The sequence below is a fragment of the Limnohabitans sp. genome, from assembly GCF_023910625.1.
Taxonomy (GTDB): Bacteria; Pseudomonadota; Gammaproteobacteria; order Burkholderiales; family Burkholderiaceae_C; genus Limnohabitans_A.
This window is the reverse complement of sequence record NZ_JAAVVW010000003.1, coordinates 158,658-179,366: the sequence shown is the minus strand read 5'-3', so window position 1 is coordinate 179,366 and position 20,709 is coordinate 158,658. Positions and strand designations below refer to the sequence as shown.

The window sequence follows — 20,709 nt, the reverse complement described above, 5'->3', positions numbered from 1 at the left end:
GCAAGTCCTACCGGAGTCCCCTGTGAACACAAATTTACGGTCCCAATTTGAGACGAGTGCGCCCCTCAATGGCCTTTGGGATGCGGGTCACCCCTCTTCCATCATCGGAAAAACCTCTTGGACCCCCGATCTGAGCAGGTTTGGCAGTCAGGGTCCGAACGGTAAAGGGATCGATGACATCAAAACGAAAATTCACCAGGAAATTTTGTCCTTGATGGACTGGCAGCACATGGAAAGCTTGGCCCCTGAACGACTGCGGCAGGAACTCAAGGCGCTGACCGAAGAGCTGATCCAAACCCACAAACTGGCATTGAACGAGACAGATCGACGACTCATCATCCAGGGCATTCAGGACGAGATGTTGGGCCTGGGGCCGATTGAGCCTTTGTTGTCCGACCCTACGGTGTCCGACATTTTGGTCAATGGTCCCTTACCAGGTCTATGCCGAGCGACACGGAAAAATCGTGCACACCGACGTGCAGTTTGACAATGAAGCCCATCTGCTGCGGGTGATCGATCGCATCGTCTCTCGCATTGGCAGGCGGGTGGATGAAATGAGCCCCATGGTCGATGCGCGGCTGCCCGACGGCTCGCGCGTGAACGCGGTGATTCCGCCATTGGCGATTGACGGGCCGTTGCTGTCCATTCGGCGCTTTGCGGTGGTGCCTTTCACAGTGCAGGATCTGATCAGTTTTGGTGCCATGACCGCCGGAATGGCGGAACTGATTCAGGGCTTGGTCAGGGCGCGGTTGAACCTGCTGGTCTCGGGAGGGACTGGCAGCGGCAAAACCACTTTGCTCAATGTAATGTCAGCGAGCATCCCCGCAGACGAGCGCATCATCACCATCGAGGACGCGGCTGAACTGCAACTGCAGCAACCTCACGTGGTGCGCATGGAGTCTCGCCCGCCCAATATCGAGGGTAAAGGTGAAATTTCGCAGCGCGATCTGCTGCGCAACAGCCTGCGCATGCGGCCCGACCGCATCATCATGGGCGAGGTACGCGGCGGCGAAGTGCTGGACATGCTGCAAGCCATGAACACCGGACACGATGGCTCCATGACCACCATCCACGCCAACTCGCCGCGAGATGCGCTGACCCGACTCGAACACATGTTGGGGATGGCGGGCCTCAAAGCCGAGTCGCGCGCCATGCGTCAACAGATCGGCTCGGCCTTGTCGGTCGTGATCCAGGTCTCACGCCTGTCCGATGGCCAACGCAAAGTCACCAGCCTGCAGGAGATCACGGGCATCGAAGGGGATGTGGTCAGCATGCAGGAGATTTTCAAATTCGATCAAACCGGCATCTCGCCAGAAGGCCGCGTGCTGGGCGCTTTTGTGGCAACCGGGATCCGGCCCAAGTTTTCACAGCGCCTGAGCACCCGTGGCATTGTGCTAAGCGACAAGCTGTTTGAGCCCACGCAGGGTTGGAGCTGAACCATGAGCAAGCCCTACTGGATTTTTTGGACTTTGGCGTCTCTTTGCTTGGTCTTCATGGCTTGGGGCATTTTTGGCCTGTGGCAGCAAAATCTGGACCCACGGCGAAAAGCCTTGGCGCAGAGACTTTACAACGGGGCAGGTTTGGATTTGGCGGACCCTCTGGAACCCCGCTTGAAGCTGCGGTCCAGGCGTGTCTTGAGCAGATGGACATGGCTTGAGCAGTGGCTGAAAAGCTGGCCCTTGGCCCATGCGCTGGACGATTTTTTGCAGCAAACTGGCTTGGCTTTGACGGTCGCCCAAACCTTGCTGTTGGCGGTCACGGTGCTGGTGCTGAGCCTGTCGCTGGGGGTTGGCTTGGGCTGGCCCTTTGTGCTTTCTTGGGCTGCCGGAGCCCTGGCACTCCTGGTGTTCGCTGCATTTTTGCAGCACCGGCGCAGCCAGCGCATGGTCCAAATGGGTCAAGCACTGCCCGATGCCCTTGACCTGATTGCACGCTCGATGCAGGCCGGTCACGCGTTTACCAGTGCCTTGCAGGTGGCTGCCAAAGACTGCGCCCCCCCTTTGTCGCAAGAGCTGCGGGCCGTTTTTGAAGAAATCAACTTTGGTGTCAGCACCACCCAAGCCCTGCAGGGCCTGTCCCACAGGGTGGCGAGTGAGGACGTGCGCTATTTTGTGGTGGCTGTGGTCATCCAAAGCGAAACCGGCGGCAACCTGGTGGAGGTGCTCAAAAGCACGGCACAGCTGATCCGGGAACGACAAAAAATAGCGGGGGTGGTGCGCGTGCTCTCTGCAGAAGGCCGTATTTCTGCCGTCATTTTGTCGCTTTTGCCCTTTGCATTGGCCGCGCTCATGAGCCTGCTCAACCCCAGCTTCATCTCGAAACTCTGGACCGACCCGATGGGCTTGCAGTTGGTGTACGCGTCGCTGGTGTTGATGGGCATCGGCATCTTGTGGATGTGGAAGATGATCCAGATCCGCGTTTGACATTCACAAAGCACCTCTCATGACAACAGCCACCTTGATTTTTTCTGCACTGGTGTTTGCCCTGGTGGTCACCATCAGCCTGGCCTTGCTGGTGCGCTGGTTACCAGACCCTGGACGTGAACGATTGACTCAGCTCACCCGTCCCACCCAAGCTGTTCTTGACGCTACCCCGCCGGGGCTTTGGCACCAAACCCAAAGTCGCTTGTTGTCAGGCCTGCTGTGGCTCAGCCCTTGGACAGCAGGACTCTCAGGGGGCGACAGCGACCAGCCCTCTGCTCTGCGCATCAGATTGGTACAAGCGGGATGGCGCGCGCCCTCTGCATTGCCGATCTTTCTCAGCAGCAAAACACTGCTCACGGTGACTCTGCCCGCATTGGCATGGGTGCTGCTTGAAGTCAAGCAATGGGTACCGGGGGGCATGGAACGCCTTGGTTTGATCACAGTGGCCGCAGGCTTGGGCTATTACTTGCCGGACGCATGGCTGAAACACCGAATTCAGCGCCGCCAAATGGCGCTGTCCCATGCTTTTCCAGATGCTTTGGACCTTTTGCGCCTGTGCGTTCAGGCCGGACTTGGTCTGGATGCCGCCATAGAGCGCGTGGGCCGAGAAATGCGCCACGCTCGCCCAGAACTTTCTGAGGAATTTGCCTTGACGGGTCTGGCCTTAAGAGCCGGAGCTTCGCGAGCTGATGCGCTGCGCAGCCTGTCGCAACGGGTCGGACTCAAAGAGATCGATGCCCTCGTGGTCATGCTGATCCAGGCCGATCGATTTGGTTCAAGTGTGTCCGAGTCGCTGGCCGTGCACGCCGAAGCCTTGCGCATCCAGCGGCGCCTGAAAGCTGAAGAGGCCGCAGCCAAACTCCCGGTCAAGCTGCTGATCCCTTTGATTTTTTGTGTCTTCCCCAGCCTGCTGACGGTGCTGCTGGGGCCGGTGGCAGTGACTTTGGCGCGGGAGTTTGTCAAGGTGGTGTGAGTGTTAGCCGGGTAGCCTGCGATAAGCCCCAGTTAACATGGCTTGGTTAAGCTGACCGCTTTGTGCATCGCTGCCTCCTCTTATGAACGACCAACCCACTGTCTCCCCCAAACGCCAAGGCCTATCGCGCGTCTGGCACGCTTTTTTTTACTCGATTGAGGGTTTGCGGGCGGGCTGGGGCGAACCCGCCTTCAGGCAAGAAGCCATCTTGGCCGTGCTGGTCTTACCTGGCGCTTGGTACTTGGGTCAAAGCTGGGCCGAGACAGTGTTGTTGATCGGCGTGGTTGTGGCGGTGCTGGTGGTGGAGTTGCTCAACACCGGCATCGAGGCGGCCATTGACCGGGTGGGGCCCGAGTGGCATGCCCAGTCCAAACGCGCCAAAGACACCGCCAGCGCCGCCGTTTTGCTCAGCCTGCTGCTGTGTGGCGGTGTCTGGCTGAGTGCTTTGTGGCGTTGGTTTTTTGCTTGAGTTCTATCGACCCGGGCGATCTAAACGCTCAGGCCGCTGGCCTCTTGCAGGCCGCCAAAAAGTCCAACTCGGTTTTTTGCCAACGGGTTTTGACTTGGGCCAGCGACAACACCGAATGGAAGTAGTGGTCGTGTGACAAGGCTTGGATGGACTGTTTTTGCAGGCAAGCGCCATCCCAGCCTCTTTGTGTCTGCAAAGACTTGGACATCCACAGCGCCATGGGCACATGGGTTTGTTCTTGCGGGGCCATCATGTAAGGCATGCCATGCAAGTACAAACCTTTCTCGCCCAAAGACTCGCCGTGGTCTGACACATAAAGCATGGCCGTTGGGCGTGGCTGGGTTTTGAGCCAACGCACGGTTTGCCCTAAAAAATGGTCGGTGTAGTGCACCGCGTTGTCGTAGGCATTGACGATGTCTTGCGCGGGGCAATCTTGCAGCACGTTGGTGCGGCATTCGGGTTGGTACAGCTTCATGTCGGCCGGCGTGCGTTTGTAGTAAGCCGGGCCATGGTTGCCCATCTGGTGCAGCACCACCACCGTGCCCACTTGGGCCTTGCCCGCAGGGCGTGTTTTCTCCAGTTCGGCCAAACGCTCGGGCAGGACACGCAACATGATCTCGTCAAAGCATTCACCATCTGGGCACAGCTTGGGGTCTTTCAAGGTCAAGGTGCTGAAATTTGGCACGCGATCGCACACGCCTTTGCAACCCGATTGGTTGTCCAGCCACAGCACCTGCATGCCCGCACGCTGCAACACATCCAGCAGGTTTTCATACGGGATGTCGTTTTTGGCCTGGGCCTCTCGCCCCAAATGCGAAAACATGCAGGGCACCGACACCTGGGTGTTGGTGCCGCAAGACCGCACATTTGAAAAGTAAGTCAACTCGCCGCTGGTTTGCAGCTGCCGCAGCTGGGGGGTGGTGTCACGCGCATAGCCCGCCAAGCCAAAATTGGCCGCCCGCACGGTCTCGCCCACCACCAGCACGATCAAAGGGGGCGCGCCAGCCGCACCCGAAGAGACCACGGCCGCATCCTCGCCAATAGGCTGCAAAGACATGCGTGCCTGGGTGGTTTGCCCCACCAGCAAACGACCGCTGGCATAAACCGTGTTGAAAGGGTTCACCATGTAGCGCAAGGATTTGTGGTTGCGCATGGTGGAAGCCAAATCCTGGAACGAGGCCCAGATGACCACCATCATCAAAACCAAAGCCAGCAAGGCCAAGCCCAGTTGGCGGCCGAGCAGCCGCATGGCAGGCCACTGCTGGACAGGCTGACGCCACCACCAAACGCCTGGCAGCACCACACCCAGCAGCAGCACCAGCCCCATCGACCCCGACAACAAATCACGCACTTCACGCACATCGGTCTGCACCGTATTGGCCATCATGCTGGGGTCGATGACCACCCCATAGGCAGCCATGAAGTAACTGTTGGCAGCAGCCACCATGAGCAACACCACCCCCACAGGCTTGCGCCAAAGGGGCCACACCAGCAAAGACAGGAGCACGGTGGTGGCGGTGAAAACAATCACCCCCATACCCAACAGGCCGAGGCCTGTACGCAAGCCGTGGCTGTCCGTCAAAGCCCACAGCGAGCGCCAAAGGGGCAAGTTGCCCAAGGTGGTCAGCCAAAGTGCCAACACCAGCAACAAAACCAAGGGGTGCCAAGGACGGCGAATGGCTTTAGAAAAAGGACGAAAAAAGCCAGAGAAAGCGGAGAAAAAAGAGGGCATGGGCAACACAAAGCGAACACAAGTCGCCATGTTGAGCGCCCAGTCTTATCTCAACATTAAGTCCCGTCTGTTCGATTCGTCACAGCAGGCCAAACCAAAGCAAATCTTTTGCCAAAGGGTGCGGTGCCCGCATCTCGCAAAAGCTGCGCGCCCTGGCTTTGTGCAATGCGCTCAACCAAGGTCAGGCCAATCCCCAAGCCAGCTTGCGATGCATGGCCTGTCGTTCGGGCGCTGGCTTGCGGCCCGACCATGGCCCCATCGCTGGTCACCTCGCTGGCCACATCGCTGCCGTCGTCGCTGACCGACAGGCGCACCTGCCCTTGCCCATCTTGTGCAATGCGCACTTCGACATAGGTGCCCGAAGGGTTGTGGCGCAAAGCGTTGTCCACCAAATTGCGCAAGGCCAATGCCAGCAAAGTGGATTGACCGCTGACCGTCACAGCATGCGCCGGCGCCTCCAGCGCGATGTCTTGCCCCAAGGCATGGGCCAAGGCCACGTGTTCGGCCACCACAGCTTGCGCCAAGGAGCACAGATCGACCGGCTCTGACTGCTCCTCACTCAAACTGTGCGCGCGCGCCAAATCCAAGAGCTGGGACAAAATGCGCCCAGCCTGCAGTGCGCCCTGCTCTACCGCTTGAAGTGCCTGAGCCTGTTCGGAGGGCAAAGCTGCATCGCGGGCCAAGCGAGCCTGCAACACCAAAGCCGTCAAAGGCGTGCGCAACTCGTGCGCCACATCGGCCGCGAAACGCCGCTCCCGCGAAATTTCCTCTTGCAAGCGCTGCACCAAGTGGTTGATGGCCTGCACGGTCACGCCCAACTCTTGGAAGGGCTGCTGTGGCATCAGGGTTTGGCCAGCGTCGACATCCAAGGCTGAAATCTTGCTGGACAAACGCTTCAGGGGCAGCAAGCCGCGGCGCATGGCCGAGGCCAAGATCAAGGCCACCATGGGCAAAAACAACAAGGCTGGCAGCAAGATGTGTTCGGCGATATCTTCCGCCAGTGCTTCGCGCCGCGCCGGGTCTAAAAACACCGCCACACGCCGTACGGCTGGCCTGTCGGCTTGGGCGTTTGCACTTGGGGGGGGCACGCTGCCTGCCCTCGATTCAGCCACATACACGCGCCATTCGTGGATCTGCCCTTGCGCAGTCAGGTACAAGGTTTGGTGCCCCAAAACCAGTGGCGAGGGCCATTGCGCCTGCATGCCGTGCGAGTCCCACACCAAGCGATCGTCCTGCCACATCAAGACGTGAAGGTCTGGGACGTAAGTTTTGTCGGTGTGTCCATGCAGGGCCGCTGGCAGCGCTGTGGTCTGTGGTTCAGGGACACGAAGCGACGGCGACCTACCAGGCACCAGCGCCGAATCAGGCCAAGGCTGCGCCAACAACATCTGGGCGGTGGAGACCAGCAGACCGTCGCTGATTTCTTCCGCTTCGAGGTGACCGGTTGAATAAGACAAACCCGCCAGCAACAACCACAGAGCCACCACCGCCCCCAAAGCCCAAGCCCACAAATAACGCCACAGGGATCGGGCTTGCACGGTCCCGGCGTGGCCTGGCTGAGCTGTCGGATACGCCATCAAGCCCCCCCTTGGGTGTCCGGATTGGGCACAAAGTAGCCCACACCGCGCACTGTTTTGACCAAACCATCGCCCAACTTGCGGCGCAGGTGGTGCATGTGCACCTCCAAGGCGTTGCTGTCCAACACCTCGTCAAAACCATAGAGCGCTTGCTCCAGCCTTTGGCGAGAGAGCACCTGCCCACTGCCCCGCAGCAACGCCAACAGCAGGGCATATTCTTTGGCGCGCAGGGCGACCGGTTCACCATTCTTCAGCACGCTGTGGGCGGCCGGGTCCAACACCAAATCGCCATGGCGCAGCAAGGGTGATGCGCGGCCTTCGCTGCGGCGCAGGGCCGCACGCATGCGGGCCAAAAGCTCCTCGGGCTCAAAAGGCTTGACCACGTAGTCGTCAGCGCCTTCGTCCAACCCAGCCACACGGTCGGGCAAGGCATCGCGGGCCGTCATGATCAGCACAGGCATGGCACTGCCAGCGCGGCGTTCTTGCCTCAGCCAAGCCAATCCGTCACCGTCTGGCAAGTTCAAGTCGAGCAGCACCAGGTCAAAAGGTTCCACACGCACAGCGGCCGTGGCCAAAGCCAGCGTGGGCGTCACATCCACCGCGTAGCCATTGGCTTTCAAGCTGGCGGCCAAGCCGGTGGCGATACCCACATCGTCTTCCACGATCAAAACCCGCATGGCTTGGCTTTCTTTGAAATGCACATTCTGTTGATGAGCTTTGATTGTGTCAGGAGTTGTGTTCATGCCTGCAGGCTGACAGGTCCCACTTAAGGCAGGCTTAATCCGATCGATTTTTAATGGGTGAAGCCTCTTCTTGGACCGTCCAAACCGCCATGCATCTGCCAAGTCCATCGCCCCCAAAGGGCCTCGACCACTTTCCATCCCTTCTGCATGCACAGGGGTATGAAGCGCTGACACCCCATCGATCCAGGCCTTTGGGTTTGTGGCTCTGGGTCGTCTGTTTGGGGCTCACCTTAGGCTGGGATGCCTCCGGGGCAGACCTGCACGTGATGGCTTGGTTGGGTGATGCACAAGGCTTTGCCTTGCGCGACCATTGGTGGCTGAGCACCGTCTTGCACGAAGGCGCCAAACGCTTGGCTGTGGTGGTTTACCTCGCCTTGATCTGGATGGCGGTCTCACCTTGGGGTCCTTGGCGTCAGGTCCCTCGTCTGCAAAGGCTGGAGGTCGTTGTCGGTATCACCCTGAGTTTGTTGCTGATCTCCAGCCTAAAACGCATCAGCTTGACCAGTTGCCCGTGGGAACTGCAATCCTTTGGCGGTGCAGCCACCTACATCTCGCACTGGTCATGGGGCACCAGCGATGGCGGCAGTGGCCATTGCTTTCCGGGTGGGCACGCCTCCAGTGCGATGGCCTTTTTGGCCATGACCTTGCCCTGGCTGGCCTCTCAGCAAGCCCAAGAAAAGCGCAAGGGCTGGGTCTGGCTGGGGGCCATTGTTTTGGCGGGACTTTTTTTAGGGGCTGCACAAACCCTGCGCGGTGCCCATTACCCCAGCCACAGCGCCTGGACGGCCTTGATTTGCGCCGCAACGGCTTGGGCCAATCACCAAGTTTTTCAACGCCTCCAACAGTCAAACCCGAGACTCCCGGCTTGAGCCCGCTTGGCTACAGTCCTTGAATGGATAAAACTGGAGACAACATGACCACCATTGGCATGATCGGCATCGGCATGATGGGCCACGGCATCGCGAGCAATTTGCTCAAGCACGGGCAAAGCCTCACGGTGCTGGAGCACCCCGGCAACCAGCCCCTGGACGCGCTGTTGGCCGCAGGCGCGCGCACCTGCACCAGCCCCCAGGCCTTGGCGGCGCAATCGGATGTGATCATCCTGTGCGTGACGGGCACCCCACAGGTCGAAGCGGTGCTGCTGGGTGAGGACGGTGTCTTGAAGGGGCTGCGGCCCGGCACCATCGTGATCGACTGCTCCACGGCCGTGCCCGCATCGACTGAAAAAGTCTCGGCCTTGGTCATCGCCCAAGGCGGTCAGTTTCTCGATTCGCCCATGACGCGTACCCCCAAAGAAGCCGCCGAAGGTCGGCTGAACCTGCTGGTGGGTGGCGACGCGGCTTTGTTTGAACGCTGCCAACCCATCCTCGCTTGCTTTGCCGAAAACATCGTGCACACCGGCCCGATTGGCTCAGGCCACCGCATGAAGCTGTTGCACAACTACGTGTCGCTGGGCACCGTCACCTTGCTGGCCGAAGCCGCTGCCTGCGCGCAACGGGCTGGGGTGGACGCCCACACCTTTGTGGAAGTGCTGTCCAAAGGCGGCGGCTGGGGCGCGGCGCTGGATCGCTTGAAACCCATGCTGACGGCGGGCGACACCTCGGGCCTGCGGTTTTCCATGAGCAACGCGCTCAAAGACCTGAACTACTACCACCAGATGGCCAGCGACACGCAGGCCGAGCGCACGGTGGCCGAGGCCATCCGAAACACGCTTCAGACGGCTTGCGAAGAAGGCGACCCGCACGCGTTGGTGCCGGAGCTGGTCACGCTGCTGGCCCAGCGACCAGGCGCCTGATGCGTCAGCTGCGTTGACGGCGCTTTAGCCGCCTGCCTTGGAGGCTTTGGATTTTTGGCGCTTGGCCACCTCGGCTTGCATGGCCTGCAAGGTTTTGGCATCCGGGGTTTTCCAGTTTCCGCCAGACTGGTTGACCATGTGGTTCAAGGCTTCGGCGAAGGCCTCCAGCGTCAAGTCGGCTTGACCGCCTTTGGCAGGCATGCCTCTGACCCCCACATAGCCGTGTGCGGTGAGGGTGACCTGGCCCTCACGAATCAGCGGGGCCCATTGTGTTTTGTTGCCCAATTGCGGCGCCTTGGGAAAAGCCTGCCCGTGACAACTGGCACAAACGGCTTTGTAAGTGCCCTCGCCCGAGGCCCAGGCGGGCACGGTGGCCCAAGTGATGCCAGCCAACAAACAAATTGCCAATGGATTCATGGATTCAACCTTTCATTCACACGCATCAGCGCAGAGGCACCGTCAGCTGCGCAATGACCCCTGCCGTATCGGGGCGCACGCCCCGCCACCAGGCAAAGGCCTCGGCGGCTTGTTCGGCCAGCATGCCCACGCCATCGGCCAGGTGGGTCACGCCGGCTTGCTGGGCCAGCTTTAAAAACGGTGTGAGGCCTTTGCCGTACGTCAAATCATAGGCCAGGCAACCGGGGGCAAACACGCTGGCGGCCAGCGGCGGCAGCTCCGCCGTGAGGCTGGACGAGGTGGCGTTGAACACCACATCGAACATGCCTTGCACCGACTCATAAGCCAAACCCGTCACCGGCACCTGGCCGCTTTGGTGCTGGTGCGCCAGTGCCGCCAGCGCTTGCGCCTTGGCCACGGTGCGGTTGACGATCACGAGTTCGGCAGGTTGCTCGGCCAGGAGCGGCAGCAAAGCCCCGCGTGTGGCGCCACCCGCACCCAAAATCAGCACCCGCCGCCCTTGCAGCGGACAGCCCAGGTTGTGCACCACATCGCGCACCAGACCCACGCCGTCAAAGTTCTCGGCAAAAACCCGGTCGCCTTCGAACTTCATCGCATTCACTGCACCAGCCATCTGCGCGCTGGGCGCCAGGTCGGTGGCATAGGCAAAAGCGTCCAGCTTGAAGGGCGCGGTCACATTCATGCCGCGCCCGCCCGAGGCCCGAAACGCGTCCACTGTGGCTGCAAAGCCGCCCAAAGAGACCCAGCAACTTGCTGTAATCCATGTCTTGCCCCGTGACCTGCGCAAAAGCGCTGTGGATCAAGGGCGATTTGCTTTGCACAATGGGGTTGCCGATCACGGCGTAGCGGTCTGTCATGCGAGAAGGTCCTGGCCAATCAGGCCCTCATCTTATCGCCCCGGCTGAGGCAGAATGATCGCGCGCATGTCCACCTCCCCCACATCACACCTTCCAAACAACACGCCTGCCACATCCTGGCCAGTGGCTTTGATTGTGTTGGCGCAGTGCTTGGGCACCACCTTGTGGTTCAGTCCCAGCGGGGTGTCCGACAGCCTGATCGCCCACCTGCAACTCAGTGCAAGCGGATTTGGCTGGTTGCTGGCCGCCACGCAACTGGGCTTCATTGCGGGCACGCTGGGTTTTGCACTCAGCGGTGTGGCCGATCGGTTTGCCGCCACTCGGGTGTTTGTGGTGTCCAGCCTGCTGGGGGCCTTGGCCAATGCCGCGGTGGTCTGGGGCACAGCGGACATGGGCGCCATCTGGGCTTTGCGATTTGTGGTGGGCGTTTGCATGGCGGGCGTTTACCCGCTGGGCATGAAGATGATCGTGCAGCGCGTGGGCAGCAAACCAGCAGCGGCTTTGGGTTGGTTGGTCGGGATGCTGACTTTGGGCACGGCCATGCCGCACGCCTTGCGCGCCTGGGGGCAAAGCTGGCCGTGGCAAGAGGTGCTGCTGGCCTCATCCTGGCTGGCGGTGTTGGGGGCTGTGGTGGTGGGCTGCTTGGGCGAGCCAAGCCGGGCGCAGGCCATGTCCAGCCAGGCAGCGCCGGTACCCACCGGCTTGAAGCTGAACACGCATGCGCTGCGCGCCATTTTGGCGGTTCGGGGGTTTCGGGCTTCGGCGCTGGGCTACTTTGGCCACATGTGGGAGCTCTACGCTTTTTGGAGCGTGTTGCCCTGGCTGAGCCTGCCGATTGCACGCGCCTTGACCGACACACCCGAGGGCTTGGCTGGCACAGTCGCCTGGGTCAGCTTTTCCGTCATCGGCATCGGCTTTTTCGGTTGTGTGCTGGGCGGCATCTGGAGCCGCCGGGTGGGCAGCGCCCGTGTGGCGGCCAGCGCTTTGGCGGCCTCGGGCCTGATGTGCCTGCTCTACCCTTTGATTCCCGAGCGCTGGCCACTGGTGCAGCTAGGGGCTTTGCTGTTTTGGGGCGTCTGCGTGGTGGCCGATTCGCCCCAGTTTTCGGCCATGTCCTCGCAGCATGCACCCCCCCAGTGGCTGGGCAGTGCGCTGGTGCTGCAAAACGGCGTGGGCTTTTTGATCACCGTCCTCAGCATCTTGCTGCTGGGCTGGGCGCTGGAGACTTGGGGCAGCTGGGCCCTGTGGCTGTTGGCCCCGGGCCCTGCGCTGGGCCTGTGGGCTTTGTGGCCCTTGGTCAAGATGCCCAAAACTGGCACGTGCGCAGCCTAGCGTCGCCCTACCAAACGAAACACCACCATCCCCAACACCAGCACACCCGCAGCTGCGGCACTGAAAGCATAAGCCAGCCCACCCCTGTTCACGCTTTGGGCCATCAGCAAAACGCCCATGGATTGGCCAAAAAACAGTGAACTGGCAAACAAGGTCACGGCCGTACCCCGCGCTGCAGGGGCCATTTGGGTGGCCTGCACTTGCAAGGTGTTGTGCAGCATGTAAAAACCCAAACCCGCCAGCAGGCAAGCCAGCATGCCCGTCCAGGAGGCGATACCCCAAGCCAACAAGAGAAGCCCTGAAGCCACCAAGCCCGCTCCGGTTTTGACCAGGCCGCGCTCTCCCAACCATGCCAACCAACGCCGTGCCATCTGGCTGTAAAGCAATCCACCCACCCCATAGAGCATCATCACCGAGCCCGCAGCCGCCACACTCAAGCCATAGTGTTCATGCAAATGGGTCGGCATGAAGGCCATGGTGCCGAACACCAAAGCCCCTTCGATCGCGGTGACCGCCAAGACCCACCGCACGCGGGGCATGGCCAACAAGCGCGCCGTGGTGAGAAACGAACTCAAGAAGCTAGGGGCGTCCGTCGCCATGGCCAAAGCTTGACCGCGCAACTGGCGCAGCAACAAAACAGCCGCCACGACAAAAAGACCCGACAGCACCACAAAGGCGCCTCGCCAACCGAGTGTGTCGGCAGTGAAACCACCAAACCACAGGCCACTCATCATGCCCAACACGGTGGCACTCATGATTTTGGCCAGGGTTTCCTGACGGCGTTCATAAGGCACCTGGTCACCCACCCAAGCCATGGCCAAGGGAATCATACCTGCCGCTGCGGCCCCCATGCAGCCACGCACAATGACCAGCATTTGAAAATTGAACGACAAAGCCGTGATGGCACTGAACACGGCGCAAGCCAGAACGGCCAGTGATATCACCCGAAGCTTGCCCAACCGGTCCCCCAAAGGACCGTAAAAGAATTGTGCAATGCCGTACACCACGGCATAAGCCGAGACCACAGCCGAGGCCTCTCCGGTGCTGATCTGGAACTCTTCACCGAGCACCACCAGCATCGGGTCACAAATACGCATCGACGCCATGCTGGCAAAGCCAGCCAGACCCAGCAAGCGCAGGTAAAGGCGTTCTTCGCCCGGTGACAAAAGGGACACGCTCAGGCCAGTTGCTGTTCCAGATCGTGCAAGACCTGGTAGCAAGGCAGCACCTGGGCAATCGAGCTGTTGGGCTCACGGCCTTCGCGGATCGCGGCGAAGAACTCGCGGTCTTGCAGTTCGATGCCGTTCATCGACACCGCCACTTGCGACACGTCGATCTTTTCTTCCTTGCCGGTGAACAGGTCGTCGTAACGCGCCAGATAAGTGCCGGTGTCGCCGATGTAACGGAAGTAAGTGCCCAACGGGCCGTCGTTGTTGAAGCTCAAGCTGAGCGTGCAGATCGCGCCATTGGCCGCCTGCAGCTGAATGCTCATGTCCATGGCGATGCCCAAAGTGGGGTGGATCGGGCCTTGCACCGCATGGGCTTTGACGATGGGGCTGCCGCACTGGTAGGCGAACAAATCCACAGTGTGCGCCGCGTGGTGCCACAGCAGGTGGTCGGTCCAGCTGCGGGCCTGGCCCAGCGCATTCATGTTGGTGCGGCGGAAGAAATAGGTCTGCACATCCATCTGCTGGATGTTGAACTCACCGGCCTTGATCTTGTGGTGTACCCACTGGTGACTGGGGTTAAAGCGGCGGGTGTGGCCCACCATGGCCACCAGGCCGATTTCCTTTTGGACCCGCAGCACTTCCTGGCCTTCCTTGTACACATCGCACAGTGGAATCTCCACCTGCACATGCTTGCCCGCCTTCAGGCAAGCCAGGGTCTGGCTGGCGTGCATTTGCGTGGGTGTGCACAAAATCACGGCATCGACTTCTTTCAAAGCCAGCGATTCATTCAGGTCGGTGGTGACATGGCCAATGCCGTATTTGTCCGCCACCTCTTGGGTTTTGGCGAACTCGCGGCCGATCAGCGAGACGACTTCCACGCCGTCGATGTTTTTAATGCCGTCCAGGTGTTTGATGCCGAAGGCACCCGCGCCTGCGAGGGCGACTTTGATGGTTTTGCTCATGTGTGTTTCTCCAAAAGATTAAATGGGTTGTAGGTGACAAATTTGGAAGTTGAGCTTTGGGCAAGGGTCAACAGTTCATGAGCCATCGCCCACAGGGTGGGCTCCTACAGGAAGCGGCCCTGACTTCGGTGGTGCCCACCCCTGTGGGCGATCCATCCAAGAGCGGCTCCGTCTCTGTAGGAGCCCACCCCTGTGGGCGATGCGCTGCACGCCCGGCCCCTGGCCTGAGCATTGCGGTGCGATGACCACCAAGCGCATCAGCTGTTTTCCAAAATCACATGCCCGACCGCCGTGTTGCTGGCAGGCACATGGTAAAAGCGGTGGCGCAGCTGAGGCGCGGGGCCTGTGGCTTTGCCATCCTTGATGTCGTTCATCGCGCCACGGGCGATCAGCCACATGACCAGCTCGATGCCTTCGCTGCCGGCTTCGCGCACGTAATTGATGTGTGGCGTGGCCGCACAGGCCGCCGGGTCCTGGATCAATTGGTCGAGCCAGGCGTTGTCCCACTCTCGGTTGATCAGGCCCGCACGCGCGCCCTGCAGCTGGTGGCTCATGCCGCCTGTGCCCCAGATGTGCACGTTGATGTCTTCGTCGTAGCTCTCCACCGCTTTGCGGATCGCTTGCCCCAGGTTGAAGCAGCGCTGGCCGCTGGGCACGGGGTACTGCACCACGTTGACCGCGAACGGGATCACCGGGCAAGGCCAGGCGTCTTTGACCGGGTCGAGCGGACCGCACATCAGCGACAGGGGCACCGTCAGGCCGTGGTCCACGTCCATCTTGTTGACGATGGTCAGGTCAAAGTCTTGCTGAATGACCGACTGCGCGATGTGGCTGGCCAGCTCGGGGTGGCCTTTGACCACGGGCACCGGGCGTGGGCCCCAGCCTTCGTCGGCGGGTTGGTATTCGGCTGCGGTGCCGATGGCGAAGGTGGGAATCAGGTCGGAGCTGAAAGCCGTGGCGTGGTCGTTGAACACCAGAAAAATCACGTCCGGTTTGTTGTCCTTCATCCATTGTTTGGAGAAGTCGTAGCCCGCGAACACGGACTTCCAGTAGTCTTCTTGCGTTTTGCCCAAGTCCATGGCCGCGCCGATGGCGGGCACATGCGAGGTGTAAACGGATGCGGTGATGCGTGCCATGTCTTGTTCTCTCAAAAAAGAATTGGGATCTGACCCCAATTAATGAACCCAATTAAACTTTCTTCCCGGCTGCGCCTTGGGGCTGGTTTTGGGCTTGGGCGCTGCCGTTTTCGCCGATGTAGCGGTTGCCTTCCACGCTGCGGCCGCCGGCGATCATCATGTTTCGATATTCCTCTTCGGTCATGCCGGTCATGGAGCCTGCCATTTGCTGGAAGCTTTTGCCGTCGGTCGCGCCGATCTTGGCCAAGAAGTAAATGTTGCCGCCGGTGCGCATGCACCAATTGAGGTCACGCGCCAACACGGCCTGCTTTTGCTCTTCGGTCATCTGCCACTCGTCCAGATAGGCCCGCTCATCAGCCTTGAACTTTTCACGGTTCGCGGCCTTCATGAGCGACATGCAAAACTGGTTGAGCCAATAGCCTTTGCGCGATTGCTCTGCGTCAAAAATGATGGTGCCGGGCACGTCTTTGTAGGGTTTGTCTAAAGCCATGTTCTACCTTTCAGGTCGATGGTGATTGCTGTAGGAGCCCACCCCTGTGGGCAATGAGACCGTTGGAGGTCCACAAGCCATCGCCCATGGGGTGGGCTCCTACCAAAACGGCTATGCCTGCTCTTCAGGCCAATAAAGGCGCATCGGGTTGTCCACCAGCAGTTTCTTTTGCAGCTCTGCCGTGGGTGCGATGTGCGGGATGAATTCCACCAGCAGGCCATCGTCGGGCATGTGGTCTTTCAGGTTGGGGTGTGGCCAGTCGGTGCCCCACAGCACGCGATCGGGAAACTCCTGCACGATGCGCTGGGAAAACGGGATCACGTCTTGGTATGCGTTCTGTTCGCCGTTCAAGGCCTTGGGGCCCGTGACCGACAAACGCTCGGGGCATGACACCTTGCTCCACACGTTCTGGTGCTCGCGCATGAACTTCTGGAACAACGCAAACTGCGGGCCATCCACCGGCAGCGAAACGTCAGGGCGACCCATGTGGTCCACCACCACGGTGGTGGGCAGCGCGGTGAAAAAGTCCCACAACTCGGGGAGGTCCACCGCTTCAAAGTAGATCACCACATGCCAGCCCCATTTCTGGATGCGGCTGGCGATTTCCATCAGCTCGTCTTTTGGCGTGAAGTCCACCAAACGCTTGACGAAGTTGAAACGCACACCGCGCACACCCGCGTCGTGCATGGCCTGGATTTCCTGGTCGGTCACGCTGCGCTTGACGGTGGCCACGCCACGCGCTTTGCCACCCGAGTTGACCAGCGCATCGACCATGGCGCGGTTGTCTGCGCCGTGGCAGGTGGCTTGCACCACCACATTGCGCGCAAAGCCCAAGTGGTCGCGCAGCGAATACAACTGGTGCTTGGACGCATCGCAGGGGGTGTACTTGCGCTCGGGGGCGTAGGGGAATTCAGCGCCGGGGCCGAACACATGGCAGTGGGCATCCACCGCGCCTGCGGGCAATTGGAATCGGGGCTTGGACGGGCCGGTGTACCAGTCCATCCAGCCTGCGGTTTTGGTGAAGTCACCCGACGTGGGTTTATCCATGGGTTTGCTCATCTCGAATGCCTTTCAATGTGTCTTTTTTTGTAGGAGCCCACCCCGTGGGCGATGAAACGCATCAGGGTCCACCAACCATCGCCCACAGGGGTGGGCTCCTACAAACTCAAAAAATCAATCGATGTATTTGAGGCCTGCAGCCGCCAACGGCTCGCGCATCTTGTACATGTCCAAACCCAACACGCCTGAATCGAGCTTGGCGCGTTTTTCGCCTTCGTTGGCTTCACGGGCTTGCGCCGCTTCCAGTGTCTTGGCCACCAAGGCTTGGGGCACACAGACCACGCCGTCGTCATCGGCCACGATGGCGTCTCCGGGATGAACGATCATGCCGGCGCACACCACGGGGATGTTCACCGAGCCGATGGTCGCCTTGATGGTGCCTTTGCTGCTGATGGCTTTGCTCCAAGCGGGAAAGCCCATCCGGGTCAGCTCTTTCACGTCACGCACACCCGCATCGATGATCAAGGCCCGTGCGCCACGCGCCATGAAGGACGTGGCCAGCAGGTCACCAAAGTAGCCGTCGGTGCATTCGGCGGTGATGGCCGCGACCACGATGTCGCCGGGCTGAATCTGCTCGGCCACCACATGCATCATCCAGTTGTCACCGGGGTGCAGCAGCACCGTCACTGCGGTGCCAGACACTTGCGCACCGGCATAGACGGGGCGCATGTAGGGCTTCATGAGGCCCACCCGACCCATGGCTTCGTGAACGGTGGCCGAACCTAAAACGGCCAAGGCATCGGTGGCTGCGCGGTCCGCGCGGGTGATGTTGCGGTAAACAACGCCGAGTTCGTACATGGTTTTCTCCTGTCTATGCAAACGTGTTGGGGACTTCGTAGGAGCCCACCCCTGTGGGCGATGGCTTGTGAACGCTTGCCGTTTGTGCAAGGCACAAACAGCCCATCAAACCATCGCCCACGGGGTGGGCTCCTACAAAAATTTCACAAGCCTTTGGCCGTCAGCTGGTCGTCCAGCCGCTTGAACACGCGTCGCGCATTGCCCTCAAACACCATATAACGCTCGTCGTCGTTCAGGTTGGCCGTGGCTTGCACGTAGCGCTTGGTGTCGTCAAAGTAGTGGCCGGTCTCGGGGTCGATGCCGCGCACCGCGCCAATCATCTCGGACGCAAACAAGATGTTCTTGACCGGAATGACTTTGGTCAGCAGGTCGATGCCGGGCTGGTGGTACACGCAGGTGTCAAAGAAGATGTTGTTCAGCAGGTGCTCGGACAGCAAAGGCTTTTTGAGCTCTTGCGCCAAACCCCGGAAACGGCCCCAGTGGTAAGGCACCGCGCCGCCGCCGTGCGGGATCAAGAACTTCAGCGTTGGGAAGTCTTTGAACAGGTCGCTGGTCAGGCACTGCATGAAGGCGGTGGTGTCGGCGTTCAGGTAATGCGCGCCGGTGGTGTGAAAGCAGCTGTTGCAGCTGGTGCTCACATGAATCATCGCGGGGATGTCGTACTCGACCATTTTTTCGTAAATCGGGTACCAAGCTTTGTCGCTCAAAGGCGGCGAAGTCCAGTGACCGCCCGAGGGATCGGGGTTCAGGTTGATGCCGACGTTGCCGTATTGCTCGACACACTTGACCAGCTCGGGGATGCAGGTGGCCGGGTCCACACCGGGCGACTGGGGCAGCATGGCCGCAGGCACAAAGTGGTCGGGGAAGAGTTGCGCCACGCGCAAGCACAACTCGTTGCAGATCGCAGCCCAAGTCGACGAGACGTTGAAATCGCCAATGTGGTGGGCCATGAAGCTGGCTCGCGGGCTGAAGATGGTGATGTCCGAGCCGCGCTCTTTCATCTTGGCCAACTGGTTGGTCTCGATCGTTTCGCGCAACTCGTCGTCGCTGATTTTCAGCTCGGAGACTTTGGGGCTGACGCTGGAGTCCTTGATGCCGGCAATCTGGCGGTTGCGCCACTCTTCCAGCGCCTTGGGGGCGGTGGTGTAGTGGCCGTGCACGTCGATGATCAAGGGTTTCGTTGGTCGCATGGGCACTCCTGATGGGGCAAAGGGTTTGCGCTGATTGTGCAGGCACCCGCCTGGCCACCACAGCCCTCGGTGCATCTAGCAGCTAGAACAATATTGCATAACAGTACCACTGATATGACAAAATCAAACCAACCGAAAGCCCTCTCCCCCCATGGACCTCAAACAGCTCGAATACTTTGTCCGCGTGGCCGAACTGGGCAGCTTCACCCGGGCCGCCCAGGCCCTGAACATCGCCCAACCGGCGCTCAGCCGCCAGGTGCGCTTGCTCGAAGTCGAACTTCGGCAAAACCTGCTGGTGCGCAACGGGCGCGGCGCCACCCCCACTCAGGCCGGGTTGCTGCTGCTGGAACACGGCCGGGGCATCTTGCACCAGGTGGAGCGGGCACGCGAAGAACTGGGCCGGGTGCGTACGGGCCTGACGGGACGGGTGGCTTTGGGCCTGCCGCCCAGCGTGGCGCGGGTGCTCACAGTGCCACTCACCCGGGCCTTTCGCGCCAAGATGCCCGATGCCCAGCTGTCCATCAGCGAGGGCCTGTCGAGCGCGATGCAGGAAAACCTGCAAAACGGCCGGCTGGACATCGCCGTGCTCTACAACCCCAGTCAAGTGGCTGGCATCCAGCACACGGCGCTTGTGAAAGAAGAGCTGCTGCTGGTGCAGCCGCGCCCGCCGGGCCTGCAAGAGGACCCGCCCCCGCCCGCCATACCCCTGCAAGAAGTCGCCGCCCTGCCCTTGGTGATCCCCACCCGCCCCAACGCGATCCGCATGCATGTGGAGTCTGAAATGGCCGCCATCGGCTGCCGCCCCCTCATTGCGCTGGAGATCGACGGCGTGAGCGCCATCCTGGACCTGGTGGCCGACGGCGCAGGCTACGCCATCTTGCCGCGCAACGCCGTCATGCGTTCGGTGCGGCCATCGGCGTTTTCAGTACGCCCCCTCAAGCAGCCTGCCCTGCACATCCAGCTGACCACCGCCATCAGCGCACAACGCCCCAGCACCCTCACCCAGCAAGCCACGCTGGCCCTGCTGACCGAGATGGCCGCACAGTGGCTCAGCCCGCCTTGACGGCTTGCCTCATCACGCGCCGAGATCAGGGCACAACAACGCTCACGCAGGCTGTAGCTGCAAGCCCCACAACAGGGCACTGAGGGCAAAGAACGACAGAACCGTGGTCACCAGCAGAGCCGCTGCGCTGACCACGCCATACCCATGGCGCTGACTGAGAATGCTGTAGATACCCAGCATGGGCATGGCGCCCGAGAGCACGACCGCCGCCCGCAGCGCGGGATCATCGATGGGCACCCACCACAGCGTGACCAACCAGATGGCCAAGGGGTGCAACACCAGGTTGCCCACAAATGATGACATCGCTCTTGGCCTGTTCTTCGGGGGTGAGGTACATGTCCCAGTGGTCGGGTGTGCCTGCAACCACTTTGGTCAAGCAAGTGCCGCAAATGCCTTCTGAACAAGAAAACGGCACGTCGTGACCCGCGTCTTGCAGCACTTTCAGGATGGACTGGTCTTTGCTGACTAGCAGGCTCAGGCCGCTTTTTGCAGTTGCACTTCAAACGTGCCATCGGCAGCAATCG

The 20,709-nt window shown here is 60.7% G+C and carries 20 protein-coding genes and 2 pseudogenes; 8 read left to right on the top strand and 14 right to left on the bottom strand.

Annotated features, from left to right (window positions below; genetic code table 11):
* The first annotated feature begins 130 nt into the window (after positions 1-130).
* From HEQ17_RS03740 to HEQ17_RS03725, 4 genes and pseudogenes are all read left to right on the top strand, one after another.
* Positions 131-1,436 (top strand): annotated as a pseudogene (locus HEQ17_RS03740) (CpaF family protein).
* A 3-nt stretch (positions 1,437-1,439) separates the two neighbouring features.
* Complete coding sequence (locus HEQ17_RS03735) at positions 1,440-2,423, top strand: type II secretion system F family protein (protein ID WP_296291351.1); 984 nt, start codon at positions 1,440-1,442, stop codon at positions 2,421-2,423.
* 19 nt (positions 2,424-2,442) lie between these two features.
* Positions 2,443-3,396, top strand: a complete 954-nt coding sequence (locus HEQ17_RS03730; protein WP_296291350.1) for a type II secretion system F family protein — start codon at positions 2,443-2,445, stop codon at positions 3,394-3,396.
* 82 nt (positions 3,397-3,478) lie between these two features.
* The gene (locus tag HEQ17_RS03725; protein WP_296291349.1) at positions 3,479-3,865 is read left to right on the top strand and encodes a diacylglycerol kinase; all 387 of its coding nucleotides are present in this window, start codon (positions 3,479-3,481) and stop codon (positions 3,863-3,865) included.
* A gap of 28 nt (positions 3,866-3,893) precedes the next feature.
* On the opposite strand, the gene HEQ17_RS03720 is transcribed toward HEQ17_RS03725, so the two are convergent.
* From HEQ17_RS03720 to HEQ17_RS03710, 3 genes are read right to left on the bottom strand one after another with little or no spacing between them, the layout of a single operon-like run.
* The gene (locus HEQ17_RS03720; RefSeq protein ID WP_296291348.1) at positions 3,894-5,627 is read right to left on the bottom strand and encodes a phosphoethanolamine transferase; all 1,734 of its coding nucleotides are present in this window, start codon (positions 5,625-5,627) and stop codon (positions 3,894-3,896) included.
* Between the two features lie 26 nt (positions 5,628-5,653).
* The gene (locus tag HEQ17_RS03715) at positions 5,654-7,174 is read right to left on the bottom strand and encodes a histidine kinase dimerization/phospho-acceptor domain-containing protein (RefSeq protein ID WP_296291347.1); all 1,521 of its coding nucleotides are present in this window, start codon (positions 7,172-7,174) and stop codon (positions 5,654-5,656) included.
* Positions 7,174-7,851, bottom strand: a complete 678-nt coding sequence (locus HEQ17_RS03710) for a response regulator (RefSeq protein ID WP_296291346.1) — start codon at positions 7,849-7,851, stop codon at positions 7,174-7,176. Before HEQ17_RS03710 ends, HEQ17_RS03715 begins: the two co-directional genes overlap by 1 nt.
* A 284-nt stretch (positions 7,852-8,135) precedes the next feature.
* Here HEQ17_RS03710 and HEQ17_RS03705 point away from each other — a divergent pair, with 284 nt between their 5' ends.
* Together HEQ17_RS03705 and HEQ17_RS03700 are read left to right on the top strand one after the other, a co-directional pair.
* Positions 8,136-8,786, top strand: a complete 651-nt coding sequence (locus HEQ17_RS03705) for a phosphatase PAP2 family protein (RefSeq protein WP_296291345.1) — start codon at positions 8,136-8,138, stop codon at positions 8,784-8,786.
* 44 nt (positions 8,787-8,830) lie between these two features.
* Positions 8,831-9,712, top strand: coding sequence for an NAD(P)-dependent oxidoreductase (locus HEQ17_RS03700; RefSeq protein ID WP_296293669.1), 882 nt, complete (start codon positions 8,831-8,833; stop codon positions 9,710-9,712).
* A 24-nt stretch (positions 9,713-9,736) separates the two neighbouring features.
* Here HEQ17_RS03700 and HEQ17_RS03695 read toward each other — a convergent pair whose 3' ends face one another.
* Complete coding sequence (locus tag HEQ17_RS03695) at positions 9,737-10,129, bottom strand: c-type cytochrome (RefSeq protein WP_296291344.1); 393 nt, start codon at positions 10,127-10,129, stop codon at positions 9,737-9,739.
* A gap of 25 nt (positions 10,130-10,154) precedes the next feature.
* A pseudogene (gene aroE, locus HEQ17_RS03690) lies at positions 10,155-10,986 on the bottom strand (shikimate dehydrogenase).
* 66 nt (positions 10,987-11,052) lie between these two features.
* On the opposite strand from aroE, the gene HEQ17_RS03685 reads away from it, so the two are divergent.
* Positions 11,053-12,318, top strand: coding sequence for an MFS transporter (locus HEQ17_RS03685; protein WP_296291343.1), 1,266 nt, complete (start codon positions 11,053-11,055; stop codon positions 12,316-12,318).
* On the opposite strand, the gene HEQ17_RS03680 is transcribed toward HEQ17_RS03685, so the two are convergent.
* The 7 genes from HEQ17_RS03680 to HEQ17_RS03650 form a co-directional block, all read right to left on the bottom strand.
* Positions 12,315-13,499, bottom strand: coding sequence for an MFS transporter (locus tag HEQ17_RS03680; RefSeq protein ID WP_296293668.1), 1,185 nt, complete (start codon positions 13,497-13,499; stop codon positions 12,315-12,317). The two genes, HEQ17_RS03685 and HEQ17_RS03680, sit on opposite strands and share 4 nt — an antisense overlap.
* Entirely contained in the window at positions 13,496-14,449 is a 954-nt protein-coding gene (locus tag HEQ17_RS03675; protein ID WP_296291342.1) for a Gfo/Idh/MocA family oxidoreductase, read from the bottom strand. The genes HEQ17_RS03680 and HEQ17_RS03675 overlap by 4 nt, the downstream gene beginning before the upstream one ends.
* A 257-nt stretch (positions 14,450-14,706) precedes the next feature.
* A complete protein-coding gene (locus HEQ17_RS03670; RefSeq protein ID WP_296291341.1) occupies positions 14,707-15,585 on the bottom strand; it encodes a class III extradiol dioxygenase subunit beta in 879 nt (292 codons plus the stop codon).
* 52 nt (positions 15,586-15,637) lie between these two features.
* Positions 15,638-16,075 (bottom strand): protocatechuate 4,5-dioxygenase subunit alpha, encoded by a 438-nt coding sequence (ligA, locus tag HEQ17_RS03665; protein ID WP_296291340.1) that lies wholly within the window; start codon positions 16,073-16,075, stop codon positions 15,638-15,640.
* 111 nt (positions 16,076-16,186) lie between these two features.
* Positions 16,187-17,122, bottom strand: a complete 936-nt coding sequence (locus tag HEQ17_RS03660; RefSeq protein WP_296293667.1) for an amidohydrolase family protein — start codon at positions 17,120-17,122, stop codon at positions 16,187-16,189.
* Positions 17,123-17,248: 126 nt separating this feature from the next.
* Positions 17,249-17,932, bottom strand: coding sequence for a 4-carboxy-4-hydroxy-2-oxoadipate aldolase/oxaloacetate decarboxylase (gene ligK, locus HEQ17_RS03655; RefSeq protein WP_296291339.1), 684 nt, complete (start codon positions 17,930-17,932; stop codon positions 17,249-17,251).
* Positions 17,933-18,075: 143 nt separating this feature from the next.
* The gene (locus HEQ17_RS03650; RefSeq protein ID WP_296293666.1) at positions 18,076-19,104 is read right to left on the bottom strand and encodes an amidohydrolase family protein; all 1,029 of its coding nucleotides are present in this window, start codon (positions 19,102-19,104) and stop codon (positions 18,076-18,078) included.
* 169 nt (positions 19,105-19,273) lie between these two features.
* Here HEQ17_RS03650 and HEQ17_RS03645 point away from each other — a divergent pair, with 169 nt between their 5' ends.
* Positions 19,274-20,185, top strand: a complete 912-nt coding sequence (locus HEQ17_RS03645) for a LysR substrate-binding domain-containing protein (protein ID WP_296291338.1) — start codon at positions 19,274-19,276, stop codon at positions 20,183-20,185.
* 42 nt (positions 20,186-20,227) lie between these two features.
* Here the strand turns inward: HEQ17_RS03645 and HEQ17_RS03640 are convergent, their stop codons facing one another.
* Both HEQ17_RS03640 and HEQ17_RS03635 read right to left on the bottom strand, forming a co-directional pair.
* Entirely contained in the window at positions 20,228-20,488 is a 261-nt protein-coding gene (locus HEQ17_RS03640; RefSeq protein ID WP_296291337.1) for a hypothetical protein, read from the bottom strand.
* Positions 20,409-20,624, bottom strand: a complete 216-nt coding sequence (locus HEQ17_RS03635) for a 2Fe-2S iron-sulfur cluster binding domain-containing protein (RefSeq protein ID WP_366938024.1) — start codon at positions 20,622-20,624, stop codon at positions 20,409-20,411. The genes HEQ17_RS03640 and HEQ17_RS03635 overlap by 80 nt, the downstream gene beginning before the upstream one ends.
* Positions 20,625-20,709: the final 85 nt, after the last annotated feature.

Coding starts and splice junctions, on each gene's coding strand:
- HEQ17_RS03660 (WP_296293667.1), bottom strand. CDS start 17,122: ATGGATAAACCCACGTCGGGTGACTTCACCAAAACCGCAGGCTGGATG.
- HEQ17_RS03675 (WP_296291342.1), bottom strand. CDS start 14,449: ATGAGCAAAACCATCAAAGTCGCCCTCGCAGGCGCGGGTGCCTTCGGC.
- HEQ17_RS03720 (WP_296291348.1), bottom strand. CDS start 5,627: ATGGCGACTTGTGTTCGCTTTGTGTTGCCCATGCCCTCTTTTTTCTCC.
- HEQ17_RS03645 (WP_296291338.1), top strand. CDS start 19,274: ATGGACCTCAAACAGCTCGAATACTTTGTCCGCGTGGCCGAACTGGGC.
- HEQ17_RS03735 (WP_296291351.1), top strand. CDS start 1,440: ATGAGCAAGCCCTACTGGATTTTTTGGACTTTGGCGTCTCTTTGCTTG.
- HEQ17_RS03725 (WP_296291349.1), top strand. CDS start 3,479: ATGAACGACCAACCCACTGTCTCCCCCAAACGCCAAGGCCTATCGCGC.
- HEQ17_RS03710 (WP_296291346.1), bottom strand. CDS start 7,851: ATGCGGGTTTTGATCGTGGAAGACGATGTGGGTATCGCCACCGGCTTG.
- HEQ17_RS03700 (WP_296293669.1), top strand. CDS start 8,831: ATGACCACCATTGGCATGATCGGCATCGGCATGATGGGCCACGGCATC.
- ligK (WP_296291339.1), bottom strand. CDS start 17,932: ATGTACGAACTCGGCGTTGTTTACCGCAACATCACCCGCGCGGACCGC.
- HEQ17_RS03670 (WP_296291341.1), bottom strand. CDS start 15,585: ATGGCACGCATCACCGCATCCGTTTACACCTCGCATGTGCCCGCCATC.
- HEQ17_RS03695 (WP_296291344.1), bottom strand. CDS start 10,129: ATGAATCCATTGGCAATTTGTTTGTTGGCTGGCATCACTTGGGCCACC.
- HEQ17_RS03730 (WP_296291350.1), top strand. CDS start 2,443: ATGACAACAGCCACCTTGATTTTTTCTGCACTGGTGTTTGCCCTGGTG.
- HEQ17_RS03685 (WP_296291343.1), top strand. CDS start 11,053: ATGTCCACCTCCCCCACATCACACCTTCCAAACAACACGCCTGCCACA.
- HEQ17_RS03715 (WP_296291347.1), bottom strand. CDS start 7,174: ATGGCGTATCCGACAGCTCAGCCAGGCCACGCCGGGACCGTGCAAGCC.
- ligA (WP_296291340.1), bottom strand. CDS start 16,075: ATGGCTTTAGACAAACCCTACAAAGACGTGCCCGGCACCATCATTTTT.
- HEQ17_RS03640 (WP_296291337.1), bottom strand. CDS start 20,488: ATGTCATCATTTGTGGGCAACCTGGTGTTGCACCCCTTGGCCATCTGG.